This window comes from Devosia sp. (assembly GCF_048261455.1).
In the GTDB taxonomy this organism is placed as follows: Bacteria; Pseudomonadota; Alphaproteobacteria; order Rhizobiales; family Devosiaceae; genus Devosia_A.
In genome coordinates this window covers 177,073-200,387 of the sequence record NZ_JBLXGA010000005.1, presented here as the reverse complement: position 1 = coordinate 200,387, position 23,315 = coordinate 177,073, and the positions used below count along the sequence as shown (strand labels likewise).

The following is a 23,315-nucleotide window of genomic DNA, read 5'->3' as shown; positions in this document are numbered from 1 at the left end:
CAGCGTGTTGGACAGTGAACGCCTGCACCAGGTGCCGGGTTCCCGCGGTAAACATGTGGCTAGTCCGAGCGATTGCCTCAACGTGAGTTCGGCGTCTCGGCAATCATGGCCCGTTGATAAAGGTGCCAGCTGGCGTGACCAAGTATCGGTATGACGACAGCGAGACCTACGACCAGAATGGCTGCGCCAATCAACAAGCTGATTGCCACAATGAGGCCCCAGGTGAGTGCGACCACCGGATTGCGCATCGTCATCCGAATTGAAATCATCACCGCGACCGCTGCTCCGACATCCTGATCGAGCAGCAGCGGAACAGTGACGAAGCTGATAGCGAGTACAACGATCGCCAATGCAAGGGCAACGAGGTTGCCGAAGACGATCAGGTCGCGCCCGTTGGCGGTAAAAAGGAGCTGGTTCAGGAAAGCGGACATCGAATGCGGTGCTGCCACGCCGAAGGACAGCACATAAAGGGCTTGCGCGACAGTGAGCCAGGCCGTGAACAGGACAAGCAGGACCAGCCCCACCAGCATGATGGACGCCAGGGACCGGGTGCTGAACACTTGCAACGCGGCCGCAAGAGAGGGCGGTTCGCCCTTGCTCAAACGACGGCTCAGTTCATAAAGGGGAAGCGCCGCCAGCGGACCGAGAAAGGCAAAACCGGTGATCAGCGGATAGACAAGGGGCCAAGCATTGTTGCCTGACGTCCATACGACCAACAGGACGGCGACCAGCGTGTAAAGCAAACTCAGGACAATTACATGCGACGATGTGCGACCGAAGTCTTTCACGCCTGACCGTATCGCCAGCAGCACATCGTCGAAGCGCAATCGGCGGGTTTCCGGCAAAACGAATTGGCCGCCTGCACGGACGATCTGACTGCCGAACATTGCTCCTCCCCATTCGCCGAAGTGGCTATTACATGCAACCTGCCATTTAATTCTCGATCGGAATAAAGCTAAGCGCGTTCCCGAAACTTGCAAAGCGGTTTAGCGCTCTGTTTGCAAGTAGCGCGACGGACAAATTTTTCATGCGGACGGACTTGGAGCCGAATAGGCGGAAACCCAGATGCGACATACATGGAGTTTCGCATGCCAGACAAAAATCAGTCGCGTCTGAACCGGCAGTTTGACCGAATCGGCCGCTCGGTGCCGATGGCGACCCGTTTTCTGGAATGGGTGCGACGTCCCACGTCGCGACTGATCCGCATTCCGCTGGGCATCCTCTTGGTGCTTGGCGGCGTATTCAGCTTCCTGCCGGTGCTCGGCATCTGGATGCTGCCGCTCGGCCTGCTGCTGCTCGCACTGGATCTGCCGTTTCTGCAGGCGCCACTGAACCAGATGATCCTGCGCACCCAGCGCCGCTTTACCAACTGGCGCCGCAGCCGCCGCAAGAAGAGCTAGACGAGCGTCTTGCGCGCCAGAGCGTCTTCGAACAGGTCGATGGCATGGGCGAGCTTGCCGTCGATGATGCTGAGATAGCGCGTCCAGTCTTCCAACTGACCGAGCTCCGAGTCGCCGTCCGAGATGCCGCGAAGTGCAATTAGCGGGACATGGAAGCGCTGGCAGACGCGCTTGATTGCATAGGTTTCCATATCGACCATGTCTTCGGCGATCGCCGAATAGGCCGCGCCCGAAACGATATCGGCGCCAGTCGACAGTGTTGCGCGCTTGAGGTCAGGGACGAAGGGGCCGAGTTCCAGTGTCGCCGGCTGGTCGAGGAACGGCGTGACGCCGGGCGCGAAACCCAGTGGCGAGGCGTCCATATCGCGATAGCTAACAGAGCTCACCTGAAACACGTCGGTCTGGGGCAGGGTGGCGGAGCCCGCAGAGCCGAGTGACACGACATACTGCGGCATGCGTTCGCGCGCTTCGAGCTTGGCGAGTGCATGCGTCATCACCATTGCCGCTTCGACGGGGCCAACACCGGTGAAGATCGGATCAATCCGCGCCTTCAGCTCGGGGCCATACTCGTTGTCCACCGCCATGACATAGAGAATGTCGGCGGTTCCGGTGGGTCTGCTGATCTGTGACATGCAAGGAAACAGCCACACTCCGGCCCGCGGTGCAAGAGTGGCAGAGGACGCGCGAAGGAGCGCGATTGACAGGCCATGCGCGCCGCCACACTGTGCGCCCATGACGACCACGACCATAGACGCCGACACCCGGCAAAGACTGCTGTCAGCCATCGATTCCCGGCGCGACGACCTCATCGCCCTGACCCAGGATCTCATTCGCATTCCCACCGTCAATCCGCCGGGACAGAACTATCGCGAGATCTGCGAGTATCTCGGCACCCGTCTGAAGGCATCCGGCTACGCGGTCGAACTCATCCGCGCAGACGGCGCCGTTGGCGATATAGATCTCTATCCGCGCTGGAACATGGTGGCGCGGCGCGAAGGCAAGTCGCCTGGTGAGACGGTGCATTTCAACTCCCATCATGACGTCGTCGAAGTGGGACGGGGCTGGACCGTCGACCCGTTCGGCGGCGAGTTGCGGAACGATCGCATCTATGGCCGTGGTACCTGCGACATGAAGGGCGGTCTCGCGGCTTCCATCATCGCCGCCGAAGCCTTTGCCGAAGCCGTGCCCGACTACGTCGGCGCCATCGAGATCTCCGCGACCGCGGACGAGGAGACGGGCGGCTTCGGTGGCGTGGCCTATCTGGCGGAGAAGGGCTATTTTTCGCCCGAGCGTGTGCAGCACGTGATCATTCCCGAGCCGCTCAACAAGGACCGCATCTGTCTGGGCCATCGCGGCGTGTGGTGGGCCGAGATCGAGACTTTCGGGCGCATTGCGCACGGGTCGATGCCCTTTCTGGGCGATAGCGCCATCCGCCACATGGGGGCGCTGCTGGCCGAGTTCGAACGGACGCTGTTCCCCGCGCTCGCCGAAAAGCACACGGCGATGCCGGTCGTGCCGCCGGGTGCCCGGCAGTCGACGATGAACATCAATTCGATCCATGGCGGTCAGGACGAACCCGAGGACGGCTACACCGGGTTTCCCGCACCCGTGGTGCCGCACTCTGCGCGCATCGTGATCGATCGCCGCTACCTGATCGAGGAAAGCCCGGCCGAAGTGCGTCAGGAGGTCGTGGACCTGCTCGATCGGCTGACCGCCGAGCGGCCGGACTTCAGCTACGAAATACGGGACCTTTGGACCATCTCGCCGACCATGACCGAGCGCGAAGCGCCGGTGGTCACCGCGACGGCAAGGGCGATCGAGGACGTGCTCGGCGTCGGGCCCGAGTATGTCGTCTCGCCGGGGACCTATGACCAAAAGCACATCGATCGCATCGGCCGGCTGAAGAACTGCATTGCCTATGGCCCCGGAATCCTGGATCTGGCCCACCAGCCGGACGAATGGGTCGGCGTCACCGACATGCTGGATTCGGCCAAGGTGATGGCTCTGACCCTGCGCGACCTGCTCGGGCCACGATGACAGCGTCGCCGAAACATGGTCATTTCGTGCCGGGCGACGTTGCCGCCTCACAAACGGTTTGCCTTGTCGGTGAAGCATCCTAGGATCATGCAAGGCCACCGGTAAGGGTGGCCAATTCGGAAGGGAACACTATGCGCAAAACTTTCGTGTTGCTCGCGCTCGCCGGTGGGCTGGCAATGAGCACGGCACTGACTCCGGCTCTTGCCCAGTCACGTACCGATGTGAAGATCGGGCTCGTTCTCGAGCCCCCCAGCCTCGATCCGACCGCTGAAGCCGCAGCCGCCGTGGACGAGGTGGTCTACGCCAATGTCTTTGAAGGTCTGACCAAGTTCGCCCCCGATGGCAGCATCGTGCCGGCGCTGGCCAAGTCCTGGGACATTTCCGAAGACGGCCTGACCTATACGTTTCATCTCAACGAAGGCGTGACCTTCCATGATGGGACCGCTTTCGACGCCGAGGATGTGAAGTTCTCGCTCGACCGGATCGGCGCCGAGGGATCGGCCAATGCCCAGCAGGCGCTCTATGTGAACATCGACAGCGTCGAGGTCGTCGACCCGACGACCGTCAAGGTGACGCTGAGCCAGCCGGACGGCAATTTCATCTACAACCTTGCCTGGGGCGATGCCGTTATGGTCGCGCCCGAGAGCGCCGACAACAACAAGCTCGACCCGATCGGCACGGGGCCGTTCGTCTTCAAGGATCGCGTCGAGGGTGACTCGATCATGCTCGAGAAGAACCAGAGCTACTGGGGCACCCCGGTGGCGCTGGAAGGCGCGACCTTCAAGTTCATCTCCGACCCGACGGCCGCCTTCGCGGCGCTGCAGGCAGGCGATGTCGATGCCTTCCCGAACTATCCCTCGCCAGAGACCGTGACCCAGTTCGAGGCCGACCCGCGCTTCACGGTAGTCATCGGCGCGACCGAGGGCGAGACCATTCTCGCCATGAACAATGGCAAGCCGCCGCTCGACGACATCAAGGTGCGCGAGGCGATCGCCCACGCCATCGACCGTACGGCGGTGATCGACGGCGCCATGTTTGGCTACGGCACACCGATCGGCAGCTTCCTGTCGCCGGCCAATCCGGACTATGTCGATCTGACGGGGCAGTCGGACTACGACCCCGAAAAGTCGAAGGCGCTGCTCGAAGAGGCCGGTGCCACCGATATCACGCTGTCGCTGAAACTGCCGCCGGTGGAAGGCTATGCCCGCCGCGGTGGCGAGATCATCGCGCAGCAGCTTGCGGCCGTCGGCATCAAGACCGAGACGACCAATCTCGAATGGGCGCAGTGGCTGGACGAGGTCTTCAAGCAGAAGAACTACGACCTGACCATCATCTCCCATACCGAGCCGAACGACATCAGCATCTTCTCGCGCCCGGACTATTATTTCGACTACGGCAATGACGAGTTCAACAAGATCATCGCCGATCTCAGTGTCGAGTCCGATCCGGCAAAGCGCTCGGAGCTGACCAAGGCCGCGGCCCAGAACCTCGCCGACAACTACGCCGTGGGCTTCCTGTTCGAGCTCGCCAAGGTTGGCATCTGGAATGCCAATCTCAGCGGGCTGTGGGAGAATGCGCCGAACCAGGCGACCGACCTCACCGGAGTCAGCTGGACCGAATGACCTGAAGGGGCGGGCCCTCCGGCTCGCCCCAATTGCACCGGCGCGGCCGGCGGATCGAATACATGCCATCCTATCTGCTCGGCCGCGTCGTCTCCCTGGTGCTCAGCCTGATCGCTGCGTCGATCGTCATCTTCCTCGTGCTGGAAGTCGTACCCGGCGATCCGGCGCAGTTCATGCTGGGGCTGAACGCCACCGAGGAACTCGCGGCGCGCCTGCGTGACGAGCTGGGGCTGAATGCGCCGCTGCTGGAGCGCTATTTCAGCTGGGTCACCGGCTGGTTCACCGGCGATCTGGGGATCAGCTACACCTACAAGGTGCCGGTCATCGATCTCGTCTCGGACCGGATCTGGATCTCCCTGCCTTTGGCGATCTATGCGCTGGCGCTCTCCACCCTCATCGCCTTTCCCGTCGGCATTCTCGCCGCCGTGAAGCGCAACTCGCCGACCGATGTGTCCATCATGGGCGCCACGCAGATCGGCGTCGCGGTGCCGAACTTCTGGTTCGCCATGCTGCTGGTGCTGCTGTTCTCGATCACGCTGAGATGGTTCTCGGCCGGCGGCTTTCCAGGCTGGAGCGATCCGCTGATGGCAATTAAGTCTCTGACCCTGCCGGCTGTGGCGTTGGCCCTGCCGCAGGCCTCGATCCTGGCACGCGTCATGCGCTCGTCGCTTCTGGACACACTGGGTGAGGACTATATCCGCTCGGCGCGGGCCAAGGGCCTCAGCCACGGCCAGACCCTGTGGCGCCATGCCCTGCGCAATGCGCTGATCCCCGTGCTGACCATCATGGGTTTGCAGTTCTCTTTCCTTCTGGCGGGCGGCATCATCATCGAGAACGTCTTCTTCCTCCCCGGTCTGGGCCGGCTGGTCTTCCAGTCGATCAGTTCGCGCGACCTTATCGTCGTGAAGTCGGTCGTCATGCTGCTGGTGCTGGCGGTGATCGTCGTCACCTTCCTCGTTGATGTGACCTATGCGCTGGTCGATCCGCGGCTGCGCCGGAGGACGGCATGAGCGATATCGTCGTAACGCCACCGGCCAATAGCGGCGGACTGGTGCGCGCCATGCTGCGCTCACCGAATTTCCTGATCGGCGCAACAATCACGCTGCTCTTCGTGCTGATGGCGCTGATTTCCTTCGTCTGGACGCCCTATGACTTTGCGGCACAGAACATTCCCGACAAGCTGAAGCCCCCGAGTGCCGCGCATTGGCTCGGCACGGATCATTTCGGACGCGACATCGCCTCGATGATCATGGTCGGCGCCCGCACCTCGATTGCGGTGGCCTTTCTGGCCGTGTCGGTCGCCGTCCTCGTCGGCGTGCCCATGGGCCTGCTGGCCGCAGCCAGACGCGGCACTTTGCTCGACGACGTGCTGATGCGCGGCAATGATCTGATCTTTGCCTTTCCGGCGCTGCTGATCGCCATTCTGATCACGGCCGTGTTCGGGCCGGGTGCAATCAACGCGATCATTGCCGTGGGCCTTTACAACGTCCCGGTCTTCGCGCGGCTGGCACGGGCCGGGGCACTGACGCTGTGGAACCGTGAGTTCATCATGGCGGCACGCGTTTCGGGCAAGGGCGCGGCGCGGATCTCCTTCGAACACATCCTGCCCAACCTCACCAATACGCTGCTGGTGCAGGCGACGATCCAGTTCGCCCTCGGCATTCTTGCCGAAGCGGCGCTGGCCTATGTCGGTCTGGGCGTTCAACCGCCGACCCCGAGCTGGGGCAAGATGCTGGCCGACAGCCAGACGATGATCTCGCTGGCCCCGCATGTGGCGCTGGTGCCCGGCCTCACCATCGTGCTGATGGTGCTGGGGGTGAACCTTCTGGGGGACGGATTGCGCGACGTCTTCGATCCGCGTTTGAGGCGGACCCGCTGATGGCTTTGCTGGAAGTTCGCGATCTCGCCCTCAAGATCGGGCCATTCGACATCCTCAAGGACATCGACCTCAGCGTCGATGCCGGCGAAGTGCTGGGGATCATTGGCGAGTCCGGTTCCGGCAAGTCGATAACGGCGCTGTCGATCATGCAATTGCTGCCGCCCGGCTCGGAACTGTCGGGGTCGATCAAGCTCGAGGGGCGCGAGGTCACCGGCCTGCCGGACCGGCAGATGCGCGAGCTGCGGGGCAACAGTGTCGGCATGGTGTTTCAGGAGCCGATGACGGCGCTCAACCCGGTCAAGACGATCGGGGATCAGGTTGCCGAGACGGCAATGATCCATGGCGGCATGGGCCGCGACGCCGCGATGAAGGTGGCGCGCGAGACACTCGACCGGGTCGAGCTGCCGGCGCCGCGTTACGGGCTCGATCGATTTCCGCACGAATTGAGCGGCGGACAACGCCAGCGGGTGGTGATCGCCATGGCGATCGCCATGCGCCCCAAACTTCTGATTGCCGACGAACCGACGACGGCGCTCGATGTCACGACCCAGGCGCAGATCCTCAAGCTGCTCCGGCGGCTGGTCGATGAAGACGGCATGGGGTTGGTGTTCATCACCCACGATCTGGGCGTTGTTGCCGGGCTGGCCGACAAGGTCGCGATCATGCGGCGCGGGCTCATCGTCGAGGCGGGACCGACCGTGCCGGTGTTCCGCAATCTGCAGCACGAGTATTCGAAGGCGCTGTTTGAAGCGTCCTCGCATGTGCCGCCACGCGTGCCCCCTGAGGTGAGCGACGGCGTGCCGGTACTGGCGCTCGACGGGGTGATCCGTGACTATCCCATGCCGCGCAAGGGCCTGTTCGGCAAGCGTCAGGCTTTCCGGGCCGTGGATGGCGTGAGCCTGACCATCGCCCGGGGCGAGAATGTCGGGCTCGTCGGTGAATCGGGTTGCGGTAAGTCGACCCTCGCGCGAGCGATCATGGCGCTGGAGCCGATCCAGGGCGGGCGCATCGCCATCGCTGGCAATGAGATCGACCCCAAGCGTGGCGCCAGCTTCGAGACACGACGCAAGATGCAGGTCGTGTTCCAGGATCCCTATGGCTCCTTCAACCCGCGCCACCGTGTCGACCGGCTGGTCAGCGAACCGTTTCACCTGCTGGGCGCCGACGCACCGCAGGGCGCGGAGCGGCAGCAGCGCATCGCGCGGGCGCTGACCGAAGTCGGATTGTCTGCATCGGACGGCGAGAAATATGTGCACGAGTTTTCGGGCGGCCAGCGGCAGCGCATCGCCATTGCGCGGGCGCTGATCATCGAGCCGAGCCTGATCATTCTCGACGAGGCGGTCTCGGCCCTCGACGTTTCGGTGCGCGCCCAGGTGCTCGACCTGCTGGCGGATCTCTCCGACCGGTTGCAGCTCAGTTACCTGTTCATCTCGCACGACCTGTCGGTGGTGCGCTCGATCACCGACCGGGTGCTGGTGATGAAGGCCGGCAAGATCGTCGAGGTAGGCGAGACGGAAGCCGTGTTCCGCGCGCCGCAGCACCCCTACACGCAGGAGCTGCTGTCGGCGACGCCCGACATCGAGATGGCGCTTCGGGCGCGTGAAGCGTGAGCGCCAAGCCTGCCTCTTGTGGCAGACCGTGCGGGAGGGTAGTGCCACACCATGACCAAGCCAGCTGATACGCTCGACCTGTTTTTCGACTCCACCAAGTGCTTCATCGGGGGGCGCTGGGTTGCGCCTGTTTCGGGTGACTATCTGCCCATCGAGGATCCCTCGAGCGGTGCCGAGATCGGCAGGATCGCCCGCGGCAATGCCGACGATGTCGAGGCAGCCGTGTCTGCGGCGCGCGCAGCGCTCGGCGGCGAATGGGGCCGGATGCCAGCCGTGGAGCGGGGCAGGGTGCTGACCCGGATCGGGCAGAAGGTGCTGGAGCGGGTAGACGATCTGGCCCGGATCGAGGCCATGGATGTCGGCAAGCCGCTGAAGCAGGCCCGCGCCGATGCCGTGGCGCTGGCCCGCTACCTCGAATTTTACGGCGGCGCCTGCGACAAGATCATGGGCGAGACCATTCCCTATCTCGACGGCTACACCGTCTACACCCTGCGCGAGCCACATGGCGTAACCGGGCACGTGATCCCGTGGAATTACCCCATGCAGATCATCGGCCGCTCGGTGACCGGTGCGCTGGCCATGGGCAATGCGGCGGTGCTGAAGCCGGCCGAAGAAGCCTGCCTGACGGCGATTGCCTTTGCGAAGCTGGCGGAAGAGGCCGGCCTGCCGGCGGGGGCACTGAACGTCGTTCCGGGGCTCGGCGAGGAAGCCGGCGCGGCGCTGACGGCGCACGCGGGGGTCAACCACATCTCCTTCACCGGCTCGGTCGGTGTGGGGCAGCTGGTGCAGCGGGCGGCGGCGCGCAATGTCGTGCCGGTGACGCTGGAACTCGGCGGCAAGTCGCCGCAACTGGTCTTCGCCGATGCCGATCTCGATCGGGCTTTGCCGTTTCTCGTCAATGCCGGCATCCAGAACGCGGGGCAGACCTGTTCGGCCAGCTCGCGCATTCTCGTGCATCGCTCGATCCTCGACGAGGTCACGGACCGCATGGCCGCCCGTTACCGCAGCCTGCGGGTCGGGCCGGCGATCAGCGACCTCGATGTCGGTCCCATGGTCTCGGCGCGGCAGCAGGAAATCGTCGACGGGTTTCTCGGCGATCTCGGTGGCGCAGAAGTCGCGGCGCGGGGCGAACTGGCTGGTGACGCACCGGCAGGCGGGCACTACCTGACGCCGGCCCTGCTGTCGGGCGTGACGCCGGACAATCGGTTGGCGCGGGACGAGATTTTCGGCCCGGTGCAGGTGATCATCCCCTTCGACGACGAAGCCGAGGCCGTGGCCATCGCCAATGGCACCGACTTCGGCCTCGTTGCCGGCGTCTGGACGCAGGATGGTGGCCGGCAGATGCGCATGGCCAAGGCGATCCGCACCGGCCAGGTGTTCCTGAACAATTATGGGGCAGGCGGTGGGGTTGAACTGCCGTTCGGCGGCGTCGGCAAATCCGGCCATGGCCGTGAGAAGGGCTTCGAGGCGCTTTACGGCTTCTCGGTGTTGAAGACCGTGGCGGCGTGGCACGGCTGATGTGGTAGGCGTCGGGACACTGGCGTGGCGCAGGAGAGTGAGATGAGACTGGACGGCAAGGTGGCGATCGTCACGGGCGGTGCCTCGGGCTTTGGGGCGGGCATCGTGCGCAAGTTCGCTGCCGAGGGCGCCAAGGTACTGATCGCGGATATCAATCTCGAAGGCGCCGAAGCGCTTGCGCGAGAACTCGGCCAAAAGGCCGGTCGCGTCGATGTCAGCAATGATGCGAGCGTCAACGAGATGGCCGCCGCCGCGATCATGGCCTTCGGCAAGGTCGATATCCTCGTCAACAATGCCGGTGTGAGTCACCAGCCGGCGGGGCTCGACGACATTTCCGAGGCCGATTTCGACCGCGTCTTCGACGTCAACATGAAGTCGGTCTATCTGACGGCCCGGCATCTTGTGCCCCATTTCAAGGCGAGGAAGACCGGCGCCATTCTCAACGTGGCGTCCACGGCAGCGGTCAGCCCGCGGCCCCGGCTGAGCTGGTACAATGCGTCGAAGGGCTGGATGGTCACGGCGACCAAATCCATGGCCGTCGAGCTGGCGCCCGAGGGCGTGCGGGTCAATGCCATCAACCCGGTGGCCGGCGAGACACCGCTGCTCAAGACCTTCATGGGCGAGGACACGCCCGAGATCCGGGCCAAGTTCTTGTCCACCATTCCGCTGGGCCGGTTCTCGACGCCCGAGGACATGGGCAATGCCGCGTGCTTCCTGTGCTCCGACGAGGCGTCGATGATTACTGGCGTGGCGCTCGAGGTGGACGGCGGCCGGGTCATCTAATTTCGCCCGAGAAAGCCGAGGATCGCCTCGGCAGTGGCCTTGAGCTGTTCCCAGTGGATCGAATGCGCCGCATGCGGGATCGTCACCACCCAGTGGTCGGCAATCGCTGCATGGGCGGTTGCGACGGTGCCGGGCGGTGCCAGCAGGTCGCCCTCGCCGGCAACTGCCATCACCGGGCAGGAGATCGTGCCGAGATCGACCGACAGCGGTCGCTCCATCGCGGCCACCTGTCGAGCAAAGTCGGCGGGTGACTGGCGGTAGGCGTAGTTCGTCGAGGCTTCGGCCGCGGCCTCCCGAGTCGCCGGATCGGCAAAGAACGCCGGCGAGAACAGCCACGGATAGAGCATCCGGAAGAAGTCCTGCGGCGGTAGCGTGAAATAGAGCCGCGACAGATCCGCGAACACCGCCTTGCTGCGTGCGTCGATCACGCCGGAGCCAAGCGTCACCAGCCGTTTGACCTTGCCCGGATGGAGCGCCGCGAGCCACAGCCCCAAAAATCCGCCCAGCGAATGTCCGACGACGTCGACGGCACCTAGGCCGAGCTGGTCGAGCAGGGCCGCGCAATCCTCGACCATGTCGCGATGACTGAGCGGACCCTCGACCGTCGTGCGCCCGGAGCCGCGATTGTCGATGAGGATCAATTGCCGCTCCGGCAGCAGGTCCAACAGCGGCCCCCAACTGGCCCCGTCGCTGGCCGTGCCGGCAATGAGCAGCAACGGTTCTCCCGCCCCGAGAATTTCGTAGTGGATGCTGGCGCTCTCGCGCGTGAAGCTGGGCATGTCTGGCCTTGCTGATTGGCGTCTTTGCCGCGTGGACAGCGGAAGTAGCGAGGCTATAGTCATCGCACGACAGTTGGTGACGCGCATCATGGCACAGGACATTCTCGGCAATGAAGTGAGCGGCATCTCCGACGCGACGCTGGCGGGTGTCGACGATTTCGTCTCCGGATTCCTCGGTTACGAGACGCAGGCGGTGAACGTCATGGCGGCGGCGGATGCCGAGCCGGATGCCGTGCTGGCCAATATTTATGCCGGCTTTTCCTGGATGTTCCTCGAGGCCGAGGGCGCCGAGGCGATGGCGCAGCGCTACCTCGATCGCGTCGATGCGGCATTGACCCGGGCCAATCCGCGGGAGCGGATGCTGGCCGAACAGCTGCGTCGCTGGATCGGCGGGGACATTCCGGGCGTGCAGGCTGTCGGCGACGAGATCGTTGCCGCCTTTCCGCGCGATCTCGCTTCGGTGAAGCTGCACCAGTATTTCAGCTTCAACCGCGGCGATGCCGCGAGCATGCTGCGCATTGCCAAGGCCGCCGAGGCGGAGAATGCCGACAACCCGCATCTGCATGGCATGCTGGCCTTTGCCCATGAACAGTTGCACGAACTCGAGACGGCGGAGCAAGAGGCGCGTCTGGCGCTGAGGCTGAAGACCAAGGAGCCCTGGGCGCAGCATGCACTGGCGCATGTCATGCTCGGCACCGGCCGGGTGGCCGAAGGCGTGGCCTTTCTCGAGGAGGCCAAGCACACCTGGGTGGGTCTCAACTCCTTCATGTACACCCACAACTGGTGGCACAAGGCGCTGTTTCATATCAGCCAAGGCGACCATGTCGCGGTGTTCGATGCCTATGACAACCACGTCTGGGGCATTGCGCCGGACTATTCGCAGGATCAGGTGGGCGCCGTATCGCTGCTGGCGCGGATGGAGATCGCCGGGATGGATGTCGGCGAGCGCTGGCAGAGCGTGGCCGACAAGATGCAGGGCAGGGCGCAGGATACGATCCAGCCCTTTCTGACGCTGCAATATCTCTACGGCCTGGCGCGCGCTGAGCGCTACGAGGCCGATGAGCTGATGCGGGCGGTCGAGCACAAGGCAGCGCAATCTGAGGCCTTCGACCGGGTGGTCTGGCAGGAGGTGGCGCTGCCGGCGGCACGCGGCATGCTGGCCCATGCCCGGCGCGACTGGGCCAATGCGGCGCGCTGGCTGGGCATAGCCAATCCGCGGCTGACCGAGATCGGCGGCAGCCATGCACAGCGGGACCTGTTCGGGCAACTGCTGCTCGATGCGCATCTGAAGCTCGGCAACTGGGCCATCGCCCGCCAGATGCTGGAGATGCGCCGGACCTGGGACCCGGACGGGGTGCCGGTCAACGCTGCGCTCGATCTGGTGAACGCCCGCCTGGGCAGTGCCGCCTGAGCCACAGCGCAAACCAATTTCCACCGACTGCAAGGAGCCCGGATGCAAACCGGACCACGTAACCTGATCACCGATGTTGCTGGCCTCCGGGTCGGCAATGCCGAGGATCATGCGATCAAGACCGGCACCACGGTGCTGGTGGCCGATGCACCGTTCCGCGCTTCGGTGGATGTGATGGGCGGCTCGCCCGGGTCGCGGGAGACCGAGCTGCTGGCGCCGGACAAGCTGGTCGAGGACATCGACGCGCTGGTCCTGTCGGGGGGCTCGGCCTTTGGGCTCGATGCGGCATCGGGGGTGACCGACGGGTTGCGCAAGCTGGGGCGGGGCTACCGGGTGGAGCATGCCACGGTGCCGATCGTGCCAGGCGCCATCATCTTCGACCTGCTCAATGGCGGCGACAAGGACTGGGACGACAATCCATATCGTGCCATGGGGCTGCAGGCGCTGGCGGCCGCGCAGGTGGATTTCACGCTCGGCACGGCCGGGGCAGGTACCGGGGCGATGACCGCCAATCTGAAGGGCGGGCTGGGATCGGCCTCGCTGGTGATCCCGGGCGGTTTCACGGTCGGGGCGCTGGTCGTCGCCAATCCGACGGGCAGCGTGACGATGGGCGACAGCCGCCACTTCTGGGCCGCACCTTTCGAGGTCGATGGCGAATTCGGCGGACTGGGGCCATTGGCCGACCCGATGGCATTTGCGCAGACGGCGCGGACCAAGCGCGACTGGGTCAACCCGATGGCCAATACCACGATCGCCATCGTCGCGACCGATGCGGACCTCGACAAGGCGCAGCTGAAGCGCCTCGCCGTCGCGGCGCAGGATGGCATCGCCCGAGCGGCGAGCCCCGCCCATACGCCGGTCGACGGCGACCTGATCTTTTCGGTCTCGACCCGGGCGAAGCGGGTATCGCCGCAAGTGGTGGACGTGCTGCGGCTCGGCCACGCCGCCGCGGTCTGTCTCAGCCGGGCGATGGCCCGGGCCATCTATCTTGCGACCCCGGCGCCGAACGATCCCGTACCCACCTGGCGCGAGACCTGGGGCGGTCAGGATGTCGGCTGAGTTTCCGACGAGGCAGTAATTGGCTTCGACTTGACCGTGTAGCAGAAATTGCACTGGCCATCGCCGGCCATGCAGGTCTTGGTACGCTCGAGCTTGAGGCCGAGTTCGTCGGCCATGGCGAAATCGGAATTGCAGATCAGCAGCTCACCAAGATCGCGGGCGCCGATCTGCTCCATGAACTCGGCATAGTCGCAATGGCTGACGTCGTTGCGCAGCACCGTGTCGGTCTGTTCGATCGTCTCGAACTCGTAACGGATGCCTTGGCCGAAGCCAGCGAATTCGGCAGCGAGCGTGGGAATATCGAGCAGGCTGCCACGCTGGCCGACCATCTCGCGATTGGCGGCGTCGAGCGCTTCGCGGACCAGCCGATGCGCCTCGGGCTTGCCGAGCGCCGCTTCCATCGCCCGCACCAGCGGAATCTGGGCCTGGACCTGCAGGGTAATGCGTTCAAAAGGTGTGAGGCTGGCCACTGCGATTGCTCCGCGAAACGATGTCACGCAGACGATAGCACAGGGCATGCAAGTGGGGACAAGACGGTGGCCTTAGCTTCAAGGCCACCGTGCTTTGGGTCAGCGTGTGCAGCGCAGGACGGTTTCGCGTCCATTGGCGGTATCGATGTTGATGCCTTCGCCGCTCGGTGCGAAAACCGGGATCAGGGTCAGCGATTCATCGCCACAGCTGGTGGTGAATGTCCCGTTCCCCGCGTCGCTGAGCGCGATATCGCAGCTGCGGTTGGCGCTTTCGATCCGCGACGCCGTGACGGTGACCACAGCATCAGTGCTGCCGCAATTGGCAAGGTCGACGGCCCAGGTGCCGATCAGCGGCTTGGCGCCGGCTGGCAGCGTAGCCGGGGTGGCAGCCGGGGCCTCGGCGGCGGGTGCCGGCGTGGCCGGTGCCGGGTCAGCGGGGGCTTCGACGGCAGGTGCCTCCACCGGTGCCTGGGCGGGCGGGGTATCATTGCTGCACGCGGCAAGCACAGGCAGGGTGATGAGGGCAGCGAGGGCAAACAGGCGCATCGGCGAATCCGGTGTCGTTGGTATGGTTGGTGGGACGTGATCTGCGCCGTCAATGCGGCGCGAATGTGCAGAAGGACGCTGGTTTGCCCCAATTCGAGATATTTGTCGACGCCGATGCCTGCCCGGTGAAGGACGAGGTTTTGCGGGTCGCGGACCGCTATGGCCTGCGCACGACCTTTGTCGCCAATTTCGGCCTGCGCCCATCGCGCGACGAGATGGTGCGCAACATAGTGGTGCCGCAGGGTGCGGACGCCGCCGACGACTGGATCGTCGATAATGTCAGCGCAGGCGACATCGTCATCACCGCAGATATTCCGCTGGCCTCTCGGGCGCTCGAGCGTGGGGCGGCGGTGCTCGGACCGACCGGGCGGCCGTTCACCGAGCAGTCGATCGGCATGGCGCTGGCGATGCGCGACCTGAACCAGCACCTGCGCGAAACCGGCGAAAGCCGCGGGTTCAACGCAAGTTTCACGCCCCGTGACCGCTCGAGTTTTCTCGAAGCGCTGGACGCCGCAGCCCGCAAGGCCGGCGCCACGCGCTGACCGACGCCATGCCCTGATCCGGACCATGGCAGATGTCATCGTCGCAATATCGACAAATATTTCGCGGTTTTGTCGATACTATCTCCTCAGTTTTTGCAGCAGAATCAATCTCCGAAATAGTGTTGGAGGAGGCTGGGCAGTGGCGATGGACAAGTTGGATTTGGCGGTACTTATCGACGCAGAAAACATTCCCGCAGCGACGGCGTCGGTGGTCTTCGAAAAGATCGAGAGCTTTGGAAATGTGGTGCTGCGCCGTGCCTATGGTGATTTTACCAACCCCGCGCTGACCTGGACGCCCAACGTCTTGCAGCATCATGCCATTTTACCGCAGCAGCAGTTCGCGTGCACAAGTGGCAAGAATGCCGCCGATATTGCGCTGGTGATCGATGCCATGGACCTCCTGCATTCCGGTCGCTTTGGCGGCTTCTGCATCGTGTCGTCCGACAGTGATTTCTGCCGATTGGCGCTGCGGCTGCGCGAAGCGGGCCGGGCGGTGTACGGGATCGGCGAAGCCAAGACGCCGACGGCCTATAAATCGGCCTGCACCGCATTTACCGACATCGGCGGGCCCACGGCGCCTCGAACGGCGCCTTTGGCCGCGGCGCCGAGCGGTGCGGTACAGCTGATCTACGGGGTCCTGGCCGATGCGAAGACCGAGGCGGGCGGTTGGGTGCCGCTCGCGGTGTTGGGCAGTATGCTGCGCGCCCGGGTGGCGGACTTCCGCCCGCAAAGCTACGGCTCGGCCAAGCTGAGCGCGCTGCTGGACAGGATGCCGGGGATTGAAGTGGAGGCTCCGGGACAGCGGTGCCGGGTGAAGGTGACGGAACGCCAACGTGCCTGAAACACCGGTGCTGCGGTGTTTTTTCACGGCCAGTGCATCCCTCGAGCCGTTTTCACCGTTACGTTCCATCATATGGAGCGCAGCGTCATGACCACGAACGCCGAAATTGCAGAACGCCTGCAGCACTATGTCGACAATATCGAACGCTGGCGCGCAATAGCCGCCGACTTGAAGCCAAAGCTCTTCGAGGCGCGGCAGGACAAGGCTCAGGTTGATCGGCTGGTCGGCCTCGAGGAGACGGCAACCGAGATTTACGCCGAGATCGCCGCCTTCCAGGCCACGGTGTCGGAGATTGCCGAAGAAAGCCCGGAAGCCGCTGCGCAACTGGCCGGCGTCGGTGACGCGCTGCAGCTCGTGCTGCTCGAAATCACCGAACTCGGCATCGGCATGTACCAGACCCATTCGGGCCTCTGAGCGCATCGGATCTCCTTCAGCTCCGCAATTTCATAACGTTCAGATCGCGTGGGCGCGTTGAGGCGCCCGTACGGCGCGTTTGCCGTCGGGTGCGCAGGATGGGCGGATCCGGCGCGGTGTCTGGCCACGCGGGTAGTCCGCAAAAGTAACGGCCGTCGCCGCGCCGGACCGTTTGAGGTCGGTTGAGACCATTGCGCATGAGGGAGCGTGCGTGGCTGGTGCCCTCCACGTCACCGTTACCGGGACGGGACCTGACCAGTCGGCCGGTTGCCCATGCCAATGACCTGCCGCCGGACGGCTCCGGCGACCCCCAAAGCCCCGGCCAGCCGTCCGTACGCGACCGCGCCCTGCCGGGAACGGCACGAGTTTAGCGCGGAGTGATGGGACGGGGATAAGTCGCGCGCTTGGCGGCGCGCGTTTTAGGTGTGCGGCAGGCAGATCAGCGCAGAGACTTGGGTGGCAGGCGTTGGCGGTTGCGCGGATGCGGGGCGCTCGTGCTGCGGACGCCTGTCTCGTGCTTTCGCGCGAACGCGGCCGCGTGGAGCGCCAGCCCGAGGGCAATGCGCGCGTCGTGGCCGGTGAGGATGGCGTCTTCGGGCCAGGTGACGCGCCAGCCGCCTCCGAGCCGGCGGCTTGTCGCCCTCTCAGTGGTGTCGAGCAGGCGCTCCAGTTCGCGCCGCTGGTCGGACCGCAGGCGGCGGCGCGCCAGCAGCTTGTCGGTCTCGAGTTGTTCGAGCCAGCTGCTGAGGGCGCAAAGGACGAAGGACAGACGGTTGTCGAGACGTGCAGCGGATGACATCGGCAGCTCCCCGGTGGATCTGGCCGTCAGTTTGCGCCGCTATGGCGCGGCGGGGATTGGCTCGGCTACCAGACCACCGGATGCGTCTCGCTGGTCTGCACGTTGACGAAGCCTTCGGGCGCTGCCTTCGAGGGCGCGACCAGCACCCAGCGCCAGGGCGAGCAGGTGAGCGTCGCGAACTTGAGGAATTCGGGAAAGCCGGGCTTCCACAGGTTGAGCGCCGAGGGCTGGAACATCCAGGTGACCTGCTCAGCCGCGCGATAGAAAGCCTGCATGTCGGTATCGAAGGCTTCGGCGGTGCGGGCGGTCATCAGCCCGGCGATCTCGAAGCGCATCTCGGCAATGACTTCGCCCTTGTGGACCAGCACCCAGCCGCCGTCGATCTCCTGCAGCCGATTGACCGCCATGGCCATCGCGGCGTCGGATGAGCCGACCGACCAGACATTGTGGCTGTCATGGGCGACAGAGCAGGCGAGCGCCGTATCCGGGTCGGCGGGACCACAGCCGGTCCAGAACATCTTCGCCAGTGCGCCATCGCCGCGATAGCGATCGATTACCGCCCATTTGGTGATGAGGTGGTCGGCATCGCGCTGAACGGCGCCATCGACCACCGGCAGCTCCTCGACGATGAAATCCTCGTTCCAGTGGAAGGGACGCAGCACGGCCGCCTGCATCGTCTGGCGGCCGGGGGCGGCAGCGATGCGGAAATCCTCGGCCGTGAGCTGGCGGCCGATGTTCATGGTCTTTGCGGCCCAGTCCGGCCAGGCGATGCGGGTCGCGGGACCGGTATAGGTCTTGCCCTTCGAGACCGGCTCGCCGTCGGCGATCACCTCGGCGATATGGAAGGCGTCGAGATCGTCAACCAGCACCAGATCGGCATAGCGGCCGGGCGTGATCGAGCCGACCCACTGGTCGATGCGCATATGGCGCGCCGGATTGATCGTCGCGCACTGGATGGCGATTTCGGGCGCGAGGCCATGGGCGATGGCGTGGCGGACATTGTAGTCGGCGGCGCCGGTTTCGAGCGTTTCCGACGCGCTGCGATCGTCGGTGGTGAAGGCGATGTTCGACCAGTCCTTGAGGCCGCGTTCCAACAGGCCCGGCAGGATGACGTCGTAGGAGAAGGGGCGCAGTTCGGTGAAGATGCCGCGCATCAGCCGGTCCCAGGCCTCGTCCAGCGCCCAGACCTCGTGGTCGGAGCTGAGCCCGGCGGCGATGAAAGCGGAGATGTCGTGCGGGTCGGTGAGGCCGGAGCCGTGGCCCTCGACGACGCCGCGCGATTCCATCGTGGCGCGCAGCAGGCCCCACATGCGGGCGTAGCCGGGATTTTCGGGGTCCCAGACCGAGGGCCAGTCCATCACCTCGTCGAGCGAGGGGACGGAGAGGTTGGTGTCGAGAAAGCCGCGCTGCTCGTCATAGCCGTAATAGCCGCCACTTTCCTCCCAGGCGCTGGGCGGCACGGCGGAGCCCGGCTGGATGAAGACTTTTAGCGGCGAACCGGCAAGGCGGGCCTTTTGCCAGAACTCGATATTCTTAGGCCCGTTCACATTGGCGAATTCGTGGCTCGCCTCGCAGGTCCAGGTATTGCCGCGCGGCAGCACCAGTTCGGCCTCGAACTCAGGCGTCAGATGCGTGCTTTCGATATGCTTGTGCACTTCGCCGAGGCCAGGCACGGCGGAGAGCCCGGGGTAGCGCAGCCGTTCGGTCACCGTGCCGCGATAGGAACCGATCGGGCCGATATAGGCGATGCGCCGGCCGGCGATCACCACTTCGTAGTTCTCCAGCCATTCGTTGGCGTGGACCGCCAGGAGCCGGCCGACTTCGATGACCCGATCCGCCGGGCGCTTGCCGAGGGCGACTAGCGTCAGGTTCTGCCGGATCGCGACCTCGTCGGCGCCATTGAGGATCAGGTCATCGGGCAGACTCATCGGTCGGCCGCACGCATGGCGCGCGCCTTCATCGCCTGCTGGGCGCGGTAGGAGAAGAGGATCAGCGCGATCAGCGTAACGAGGAAGGGGATCGACTGGATGATTTCGCCGGGGATCCAGTTGAACAGGTTCGGCATGACGATCGACAGCGCCTCGAAGACGCCGAAGAGGAGTGCTGCGAGCAGCGCGCCGACCGGATGACGGGCACCGAGCAGCACCGCGCCCAGCGCGATGAAGCCGCGGCCCGCCGTCATGTCACGGGTGAAGCCGATATAGTTGAACATGGCGAGCTGCACGCCGCCGAGCCCGGCAAGGGCGCCCGATGCGATGAGCGACCAATAGCGCACCTTGTTGACCGCGATGCCGGCCGCCTCGGGGGCGGCGGGATACTCGCCCACGCCGCGTAGCCATAGGCCCGGCGGGGTGCGGTACAAAAAGTACCAGATGGCGACGACGCTCAGCCCGGCGAGCCAGCTCAGCACCGAGTGACCGGACAGGAAACTGTCGAGGAAGGGGCCGATGGCCGGGATGTGCTCGAGCGGGAAGTCGATTGCCGGCAGGGCCTTCGACTGCAGGTTGATCGAGGTGCCCTTGTCGCCACCGGTCGCCATCGACAGCAGGAACACCGTGCCGCCGGCCGCGAGGATGTTGACGGCGAAGCCGACGAGGATGATGTCGGCCTTGAAGCGCAGGTGGAACAGGCCCATCAGCGCGCCGAGCGCCGCGCCGGCCAGCATGCCGGCGGGGACCGCGACATACCACGGCGCATAGACCGAGACGATCACCGCCGTCAGCGCCGCGATCAGCATCATGCCTTCGAGCGCCACGTTGAGGGCCCCCGACAGGTCGGAGATCAGACCGCCGAGCGTCGCAAACAGCAGCGGCGTCGTGGTGCGGATGACGGTGACGAAGAAGGTCGCCGAGAAAATCGTGAGCAGCAGGTCGATCATGATGCGGCTCCTTCACGCGCGGCACGGGGCTTGAAGCGACGTCCGATGGCGGCAATGGCATTGCGGCCGGGCAGGGTGAAGGACGACGCGAACAGCAGGATCACCACGGCCTGGACGACGGTGATCATTTCGGTGGGCACATCGGTGCGGATGCCCATGAGCTGCGCCCCCTGGCGCAGATAGCCGTAAAACAGCGCGGCGAAAGGAATGGCCAGCGGCCGGTTGCGCGCCACGATGGCGATGAGAATGCCTTCGAAGGCGAGATTGCCGTCGAAATCGATGGTCAGCCGGCCGAAGGCGCGACCTTCGACGAAAACGGCGCCCAGAAGGCCACCGACGGCGCCGGCGGCGGTCATGGCCGAGACCATGATGAAGCGCGAGCGGATGCCGGCATATTCGGCAAAGCTGGTGTTGTGACCGACGAGCCGCAGCTTCAGCCCCCAGGAGGTGCGATAGAGCGCGAACCACACCAGCCCGACGCAGACCAGCGCGATGACGATGCCGAGATCGAACCGGGTGTTGGGGATGATGGCGGGGAAGATCGAGGTCGCCGGGAATTTCTCGGTCATCAGCTGCCCGGTACCGGGCGGCGCCAGATGGGCGCGGACGAGGTAGTTGACGATCTTGATCGCGATATAGTTCAGCATCAGCGACGAGACGATCTCGTTGGCGCCGAAGCGGGCCTTGGCATAGCCGGGAATGAAGCCATAGGCGGCACCGGCGATCATCGCGACCAGCATCGAGACCGGGATGGCGGCCCAGGTTTCGCCGATCGGCGACATGGCGATCAGGGTCGCGAACAGGCCGCCGACATAGACCTGTCCCTGCACGCCCAGCGAGAACTGGCGCGCCTGGAACACCAGCGCAAAGGCCAGGCCGGTAAGGGTGAGCTTGGCGACGTCGTCGATCCACAGACCCATGGTCCGCTTGCTGCTCAGCGGCCCGGTCAACAGCGTGTCGAGCGCCTTGAACGGATCGTCGGAGGTCAGCAGGATGATGATGAAGGCGACGATCAGGGCGATCGCCAGCGCGCCCACGGCGCGGCCGACTTCCTTGCCCAGACCGGCGAAACGGGAGTTTGAACTGCTCATCGAAGGGCGGCCCTTATGGTCTCGGGTTCCTGGGTTTCGATCCCCAGCATGTAGACGCCCAGCGTCTCGGGAGTGAGTGTTTCGGTATTGGCGAAGGCGGCGACGATGCGGCCGCGGTAGAACACCACCAGCCGGTCGCTGAGCGCCAGGAGTTCGGACAGGTCCGCCGAGCTGAGCAGCACGGCCGCCCCGGCGTCACGCGCTGCGGTGATCGACTGCCAGATGAACTGCGTGGCGCCCAGATCGACGCCGCGGGTCGGCTGGTTGACCAGCAGTACCTTGGGCTGCTCGGCCAGCTCACGCGCCACGACGACCTTCTGCATGTTGCCGCCGGACAGCGTGCCAACGGCCGATTCAGGGCCGCCGACGCGGATCGAGAAGCGATCGATCAGCTGCCGGGCGTTGTCGCGGATGGCCTTGAGGTCGAGCAGGCCCCGGCGCACGAATTTCGGATCGGTCATGCGGGTCGCGACGAGGTTTTCGGCGACGCTGGCGCCGGTCGCGAGGCCCTGCGCGATGCGGTCCTCGGGAATGGAAGCCATGCCCTTGCCGCGCCGTTCGAGAACACTGAGCGCAGCGATGTTCTGGCCATCGACGTGGATCGTGCCGCTGGCGGCGTCGCGCAGACCGGCGACGGCCTCGATCAGTTCGGCCTGACCATTGCCCTCGACGCCGACCAGCCCGACGATTTCGCCGGAATGGACGTTGAGATCGAGGTTTTCGCAGATCATGTTGCCGGAATTGCCGCGAATGCCGAGCGACTTGACCTCGAGGCAGAGCGGGCCTTCGTTCGGCGTCCGGTCGACGCGCAGCGTGACCTCCTTGCCGACCATCAGGGTGGCGAGGCTCTGCTCGGTCGCTTCCTTGGCCGCGACCTGACCGACCGTCTTGCCCAGCCGCATGACGGTGATGCGGTCGGAAATCTCGAGCACTTCGGGCAGCTTGTGGGCGATGAAGATGACGGTGCGGCCCTGCGCGATCAGCGAGCGGACGGCGACGAACAGCTCTTCGACTTCCTGCGGCGCGAGCACCGCGGTGGGTTCGTCGAGAATGAGGATGCGGGCGTCGCGATAGAGCGCCTTCAGAATTTCGACGCGCTGCTGCTGGCCGACCGGCAGCGTCGCCACCGGGGGCAGCGGGTCGACATTGAGCTTGAAGCGCTCGGACAGCGCGCGCACGTCGGCGATGGCCTTTTCACGGTCGAACTTCGCGCCATTGCGCGGTTCTGCACCGAGGACGACGTTTTCATAAACGGAGAAGGAGGGCACCAGCGAGAAATGCTGGAACACCATGCCGATGCCGGCATCGATGGCATCGCGTGGCGTGTTGAAGGCGACGGGCTTGCCATCCAGCAGCAGTTCGCCGCTGTCGGGCTGCTCGATGCCGAACAGGATTTTCATCAGGGTGGACTTGCCCGCCCCGTTTTCGCCCACCACGGCGTGGACTTCGCCAGCCATGATGGAGAGATCGACCCCGTCATTGGCCACCGGGCCGTTCGGGTATTTCTTGGTGATCGATCTGGCCTGGAGCAAAGGCGACATGTGCGCGGTCCGGAATCGTCAGTGTCGTAGGAAGAGCGCAGCCGAGATATCGGCCGCGGACCGGGGCCACGACGCGTGATGCGCCGTGACCCCGA

General features: G+C 64.9%; 23 protein-coding genes. 13 read left to right on the top strand and 10 right to left on the bottom strand.

Features of this window, described 5'->3' with window-relative positions:
* Positions 1 to 77 precede the first annotated feature (77 nt).
* Positions 78 to 887: a DUF2189 domain-containing protein gene (locus ACN0TK_RS07955; RefSeq protein WP_417308935.1), complete on the bottom strand. Its 810-nt coding sequence runs from the start codon at positions 885 to 887 to the stop codon at positions 78 to 80.
* 201 nt (positions 888 to 1,088) lie between these two features.
* On the opposite strand from ACN0TK_RS07955, the gene ACN0TK_RS07950 reads away from it, so the two are divergent.
* Positions 1,089 to 1,400, top strand: a complete 312-nt coding sequence (locus tag ACN0TK_RS07950) for a hypothetical protein (protein WP_417308934.1) — start codon at positions 1,089 to 1,091, stop codon at positions 1,398 to 1,400.
* On the opposite strand, the gene ACN0TK_RS07945 is transcribed toward ACN0TK_RS07950, so the two are convergent.
* Complete coding sequence (locus ACN0TK_RS07945; protein WP_417308933.1) at positions 1,397 to 2,032, bottom strand: 5'-methylthioadenosine/S-adenosylhomocysteine nucleosidase; 636 nt, start codon at positions 2,030 to 2,032, stop codon at positions 1,397 to 1,399. The two genes, ACN0TK_RS07950 and ACN0TK_RS07945, sit on opposite strands and share 4 nt — an antisense overlap.
* A gap of 100 nt (positions 2,033 to 2,132) precedes the next feature.
* On the opposite strand from ACN0TK_RS07945, the gene ACN0TK_RS07940 reads away from it, so the two are divergent.
* The 7 genes from ACN0TK_RS07940 (at position 2,133) to ACN0TK_RS07910 (ending at position 10,849) form a co-directional block, all read left to right on the top strand.
* Positions 2,133 to 3,437: an acetylornithine deacetylase/succinyl-diaminopimelate desuccinylase family protein gene (locus ACN0TK_RS07940; RefSeq protein ID WP_417308932.1), complete on the top strand. Its 1,305-nt coding sequence runs from the start codon at positions 2,133 to 2,135 to the stop codon at positions 3,435 to 3,437.
* Positions 3,438 to 3,568: 131 nt separating this feature from the next.
* Positions 3,569 to 5,059, top strand: a complete 1,491-nt coding sequence (locus ACN0TK_RS07935; protein WP_417308931.1) for an ABC transporter substrate-binding protein — start codon at positions 3,569 to 3,571, stop codon at positions 5,057 to 5,059.
* Between the two features lie 62 nt (positions 5,060 to 5,121).
* Positions 5,122 to 6,069: an ABC transporter permease gene (locus tag ACN0TK_RS07930; RefSeq protein ID WP_417308930.1), complete on the top strand. Its 948-nt coding sequence runs from the start codon at positions 5,122 to 5,124 to the stop codon at positions 6,067 to 6,069.
* Positions 6,066 to 6,938 (top strand): ABC transporter permease, encoded by an 873-nt coding sequence (locus ACN0TK_RS07925; RefSeq protein WP_417308929.1) that lies wholly within the window; start codon positions 6,066 to 6,068, stop codon positions 6,936 to 6,938. The genes ACN0TK_RS07930 and ACN0TK_RS07925 overlap by 4 nt, the downstream gene beginning before the upstream one ends.
* Positions 6,938 to 8,548: an ABC transporter ATP-binding protein gene (locus ACN0TK_RS07920; protein ID WP_417308928.1), complete on the top strand. Its 1,611-nt coding sequence runs from the start codon at positions 6,938 to 6,940 to the stop codon at positions 8,546 to 8,548. The genes ACN0TK_RS07925 and ACN0TK_RS07920 overlap by 1 nt, the downstream gene beginning before the upstream one ends.
* A 51-nt stretch (positions 8,549 to 8,599) precedes the next feature.
* Entirely contained in the window at positions 8,600 to 10,066 is a 1,467-nt protein-coding gene (locus ACN0TK_RS07915; protein WP_417308927.1) for an aldehyde dehydrogenase family protein, read from the top strand.
* 42 nt (positions 10,067 to 10,108) lie between these two features.
* A complete protein-coding gene (locus ACN0TK_RS07910) occupies positions 10,109 to 10,849 on the top strand; it encodes an SDR family oxidoreductase (protein ID WP_417308926.1) in 741 nt (246 codons plus the stop codon).
* Here the strand turns inward: ACN0TK_RS07910 and ACN0TK_RS07905 are convergent.
* A complete protein-coding gene (locus tag ACN0TK_RS07905) occupies positions 10,846 to 11,628 on the bottom strand; it encodes an alpha/beta fold hydrolase (protein WP_417308925.1) in 783 nt (260 codons plus the stop codon). The genes ACN0TK_RS07910 and ACN0TK_RS07905 overlap by 4 nt on opposite strands.
* Before the next feature lie 88 nt (positions 11,629 to 11,716).
* Between ACN0TK_RS07905 and ACN0TK_RS07900 the strand changes: the two genes are divergently transcribed.
* Positions 11,717 to 13,039, top strand: a complete 1,323-nt coding sequence (locus ACN0TK_RS07900) for a tetratricopeptide repeat protein (protein WP_417308924.1) — start codon at positions 11,717 to 11,719, stop codon at positions 13,037 to 13,039.
* Between the two features lie 42 nt (positions 13,040 to 13,081).
* Positions 13,082 to 14,098, top strand: a complete 1,017-nt coding sequence (locus ACN0TK_RS07895) for a P1 family peptidase (protein ID WP_417308923.1) — start codon at positions 13,082 to 13,084, stop codon at positions 14,096 to 14,098.
* On the opposite strand, the gene ACN0TK_RS07890 is transcribed toward ACN0TK_RS07895, so the two are convergent.
* Entirely contained in the window at positions 14,083 to 14,568 is a 486-nt protein-coding gene (locus tag ACN0TK_RS07890; protein ID WP_417308922.1) for an L-2-amino-thiazoline-4-carboxylic acid hydrolase, read from the bottom strand. The genes ACN0TK_RS07895 and ACN0TK_RS07890 overlap by 16 nt on opposite strands.
* Positions 14,569 to 14,667: 99 nt before the next feature.
* The gene (locus tag ACN0TK_RS07885; RefSeq protein WP_417308921.1) at positions 14,668 to 15,114 is read right to left on the bottom strand and encodes a hypothetical protein; all 447 of its coding nucleotides are present in this window, start codon (positions 15,112 to 15,114) and stop codon (positions 14,668 to 14,670) included.
* An 83-nt stretch (positions 15,115 to 15,197) separates the two neighbouring features.
* Here ACN0TK_RS07885 and ACN0TK_RS07880 point away from each other — a divergent pair, with 83 nt between their 5' ends.
* The 3 genes from ACN0TK_RS07880 to ACN0TK_RS07870 all read left to right on the top strand — a co-directional run bounded on the left by ACN0TK_RS07880 (position 15,198) and on the right by ACN0TK_RS07870 (position 16,911).
* The gene (locus ACN0TK_RS07880) at positions 15,198 to 15,656 is read left to right on the top strand and encodes a YaiI/YqxD family protein (RefSeq protein ID WP_417308920.1); all 459 of its coding nucleotides are present in this window, start codon (positions 15,198 to 15,200) and stop codon (positions 15,654 to 15,656) included.
* Positions 15,657 to 15,801: 145 nt separating this feature from the next.
* A complete protein-coding gene (locus tag ACN0TK_RS07875) occupies positions 15,802 to 16,497 on the top strand; it encodes an NYN domain-containing protein (RefSeq protein WP_417308966.1) in 696 nt (231 codons plus the stop codon).
* Between the two features lie 87 nt (positions 16,498 to 16,584).
* Positions 16,585 to 16,911, top strand: a complete 327-nt coding sequence (locus tag ACN0TK_RS07870) for a hypothetical protein (RefSeq protein ID WP_417308919.1) — start codon at positions 16,585 to 16,587, stop codon at positions 16,909 to 16,911.
* A 439-nt stretch (positions 16,912 to 17,350) separates the two neighbouring features.
* Here the strand turns inward: ACN0TK_RS07870 and ACN0TK_RS07865 are convergent, their stop codons facing one another.
* From ACN0TK_RS07865 to ACN0TK_RS07845, 5 genes are all read right to left on the bottom strand, one after another.
* Complete coding sequence (locus tag ACN0TK_RS07865; RefSeq protein ID WP_417308918.1) at positions 17,351 to 17,710, bottom strand: hypothetical protein; 360 nt, start codon at positions 17,708 to 17,710, stop codon at positions 17,351 to 17,353.
* 65 nt (positions 17,711 to 17,775) lie between these two features.
* Positions 17,776 to 19,638: an adenine deaminase gene (locus tag ACN0TK_RS07860; RefSeq protein WP_417308917.1), complete on the bottom strand. Its 1,863-nt coding sequence runs from the start codon at positions 19,636 to 19,638 to the stop codon at positions 17,776 to 17,778.
* Entirely contained in the window at positions 19,635 to 20,588 is a 954-nt protein-coding gene (locus ACN0TK_RS07855) for an ABC transporter permease (protein ID WP_417308916.1), read from the bottom strand. The genes ACN0TK_RS07860 and ACN0TK_RS07855 overlap by 4 nt, the downstream gene beginning before the upstream one ends.
* Entirely contained in the window at positions 20,585 to 21,679 is a 1,095-nt protein-coding gene (locus tag ACN0TK_RS07850) for an ABC transporter permease (protein WP_417308915.1), read from the bottom strand. Before ACN0TK_RS07850 ends, ACN0TK_RS07855 begins: the two co-directional genes overlap by 4 nt.
* The gene (locus ACN0TK_RS07845) at positions 21,676 to 23,220 is read right to left on the bottom strand and encodes an ABC transporter ATP-binding protein (RefSeq protein WP_417308914.1); all 1,545 of its coding nucleotides are present in this window, start codon (positions 23,218 to 23,220) and stop codon (positions 21,676 to 21,678) included. The genes ACN0TK_RS07850 and ACN0TK_RS07845 overlap by 4 nt, the downstream gene beginning before the upstream one ends.
* Between the last annotated feature and the right edge of the window lie 95 nt (positions 23,221 to 23,315).

Excerpts from the sequence above, each read along its gene's own strand:
- ACN0TK_RS07955 (WP_417308935.1), bottom strand. The coding sequence starts at position 887 with ATGTTCGGCAGTCAGATCGTCCGTGCAGGCGGCCAATTCGTTTTGCCG.
- ACN0TK_RS07950 (WP_417308934.1), top strand. The coding sequence starts at position 1,089 with ATGCCAGACAAAAATCAGTCGCGTCTGAACCGGCAGTTTGACCGAATC.
- ACN0TK_RS07945 (WP_417308933.1), bottom strand. The coding sequence starts at position 2,032 with ATGTCACAGATCAGCAGACCCACCGGAACCGCCGACATTCTCTATGTC.
- ACN0TK_RS07940 (WP_417308932.1), top strand. The coding sequence starts at position 2,133 with ATGACGACCACGACCATAGACGCCGACACCCGGCAAAGACTGCTGTCA.
- ACN0TK_RS07935 (WP_417308931.1), top strand. The coding sequence starts at position 3,569 with ATGCGCAAAACTTTCGTGTTGCTCGCGCTCGCCGGTGGGCTGGCAATG.
- ACN0TK_RS07930 (WP_417308930.1), top strand. The coding sequence starts at position 5,122 with ATGCCATCCTATCTGCTCGGCCGCGTCGTCTCCCTGGTGCTCAGCCTG.
- ACN0TK_RS07925 (WP_417308929.1), top strand. The coding sequence starts at position 6,066 with ATGAGCGATATCGTCGTAACGCCACCGGCCAATAGCGGCGGACTGGTG.
- ACN0TK_RS07920 (WP_417308928.1), top strand. The coding sequence starts at position 6,938 with ATGGCTTTGCTGGAAGTTCGCGATCTCGCCCTCAAGATCGGGCCATTC.
- ACN0TK_RS07915 (WP_417308927.1), top strand. The coding sequence starts at position 8,600 with ATGACCAAGCCAGCTGATACGCTCGACCTGTTTTTCGACTCCACCAAG.
- ACN0TK_RS07910 (WP_417308926.1), top strand. The coding sequence starts at position 10,109 with ATGAGACTGGACGGCAAGGTGGCGATCGTCACGGGCGGTGCCTCGGGC.
- ACN0TK_RS07905 (WP_417308925.1), bottom strand. The coding sequence starts at position 11,628 with ATGCCCAGCTTCACGCGCGAGAGCGCCAGCATCCACTACGAAATTCTC.
- ACN0TK_RS07900 (WP_417308924.1), top strand. The coding sequence starts at position 11,717 with ATGGCACAGGACATTCTCGGCAATGAAGTGAGCGGCATCTCCGACGCG.
- ACN0TK_RS07895 (WP_417308923.1), top strand. The coding sequence starts at position 13,082 with ATGCAAACCGGACCACGTAACCTGATCACCGATGTTGCTGGCCTCCGG.
- ACN0TK_RS07885 (WP_417308921.1), bottom strand. The coding sequence starts at position 15,114 with ATGCGCCTGTTTGCCCTCGCTGCCCTCATCACCCTGCCTGTGCTTGCC.
- ACN0TK_RS07875 (WP_417308966.1), top strand. The coding sequence starts at position 15,802 with ATGGACAAGTTGGATTTGGCGGTACTTATCGACGCAGAAAACATTCCC.
- ACN0TK_RS07870 (WP_417308919.1), top strand. The coding sequence starts at position 16,585 with ATGACCACGAACGCCGAAATTGCAGAACGCCTGCAGCACTATGTCGAC.
- ACN0TK_RS07865 (WP_417308918.1), bottom strand. The coding sequence starts at position 17,710 with ATGTCATCCGCTGCACGTCTCGACAACCGTCTGTCCTTCGTCCTTTGC.
- ACN0TK_RS07860 (WP_417308917.1), bottom strand. The coding sequence starts at position 19,638 with ATGAGTCTGCCCGATGACCTGATCCTCAATGGCGCCGACGAGGTCGCG.
- ACN0TK_RS07855 (WP_417308916.1), bottom strand. The coding sequence starts at position 20,588 with ATGATCGACCTGCTGCTCACGATTTTCTCGGCGACCTTCTTCGTCACC.
- ACN0TK_RS07850 (WP_417308915.1), bottom strand. The coding sequence starts at position 21,679 with ATGAGCAGTTCAAACTCCCGTTTCGCCGGTCTGGGCAAGGAAGTCGGC.
- ACN0TK_RS07845 (WP_417308914.1), bottom strand. The coding sequence starts at position 23,220 with ATGTCGCCTTTGCTCCAGGCCAGATCGATCACCAAGAAATACCCGAAC.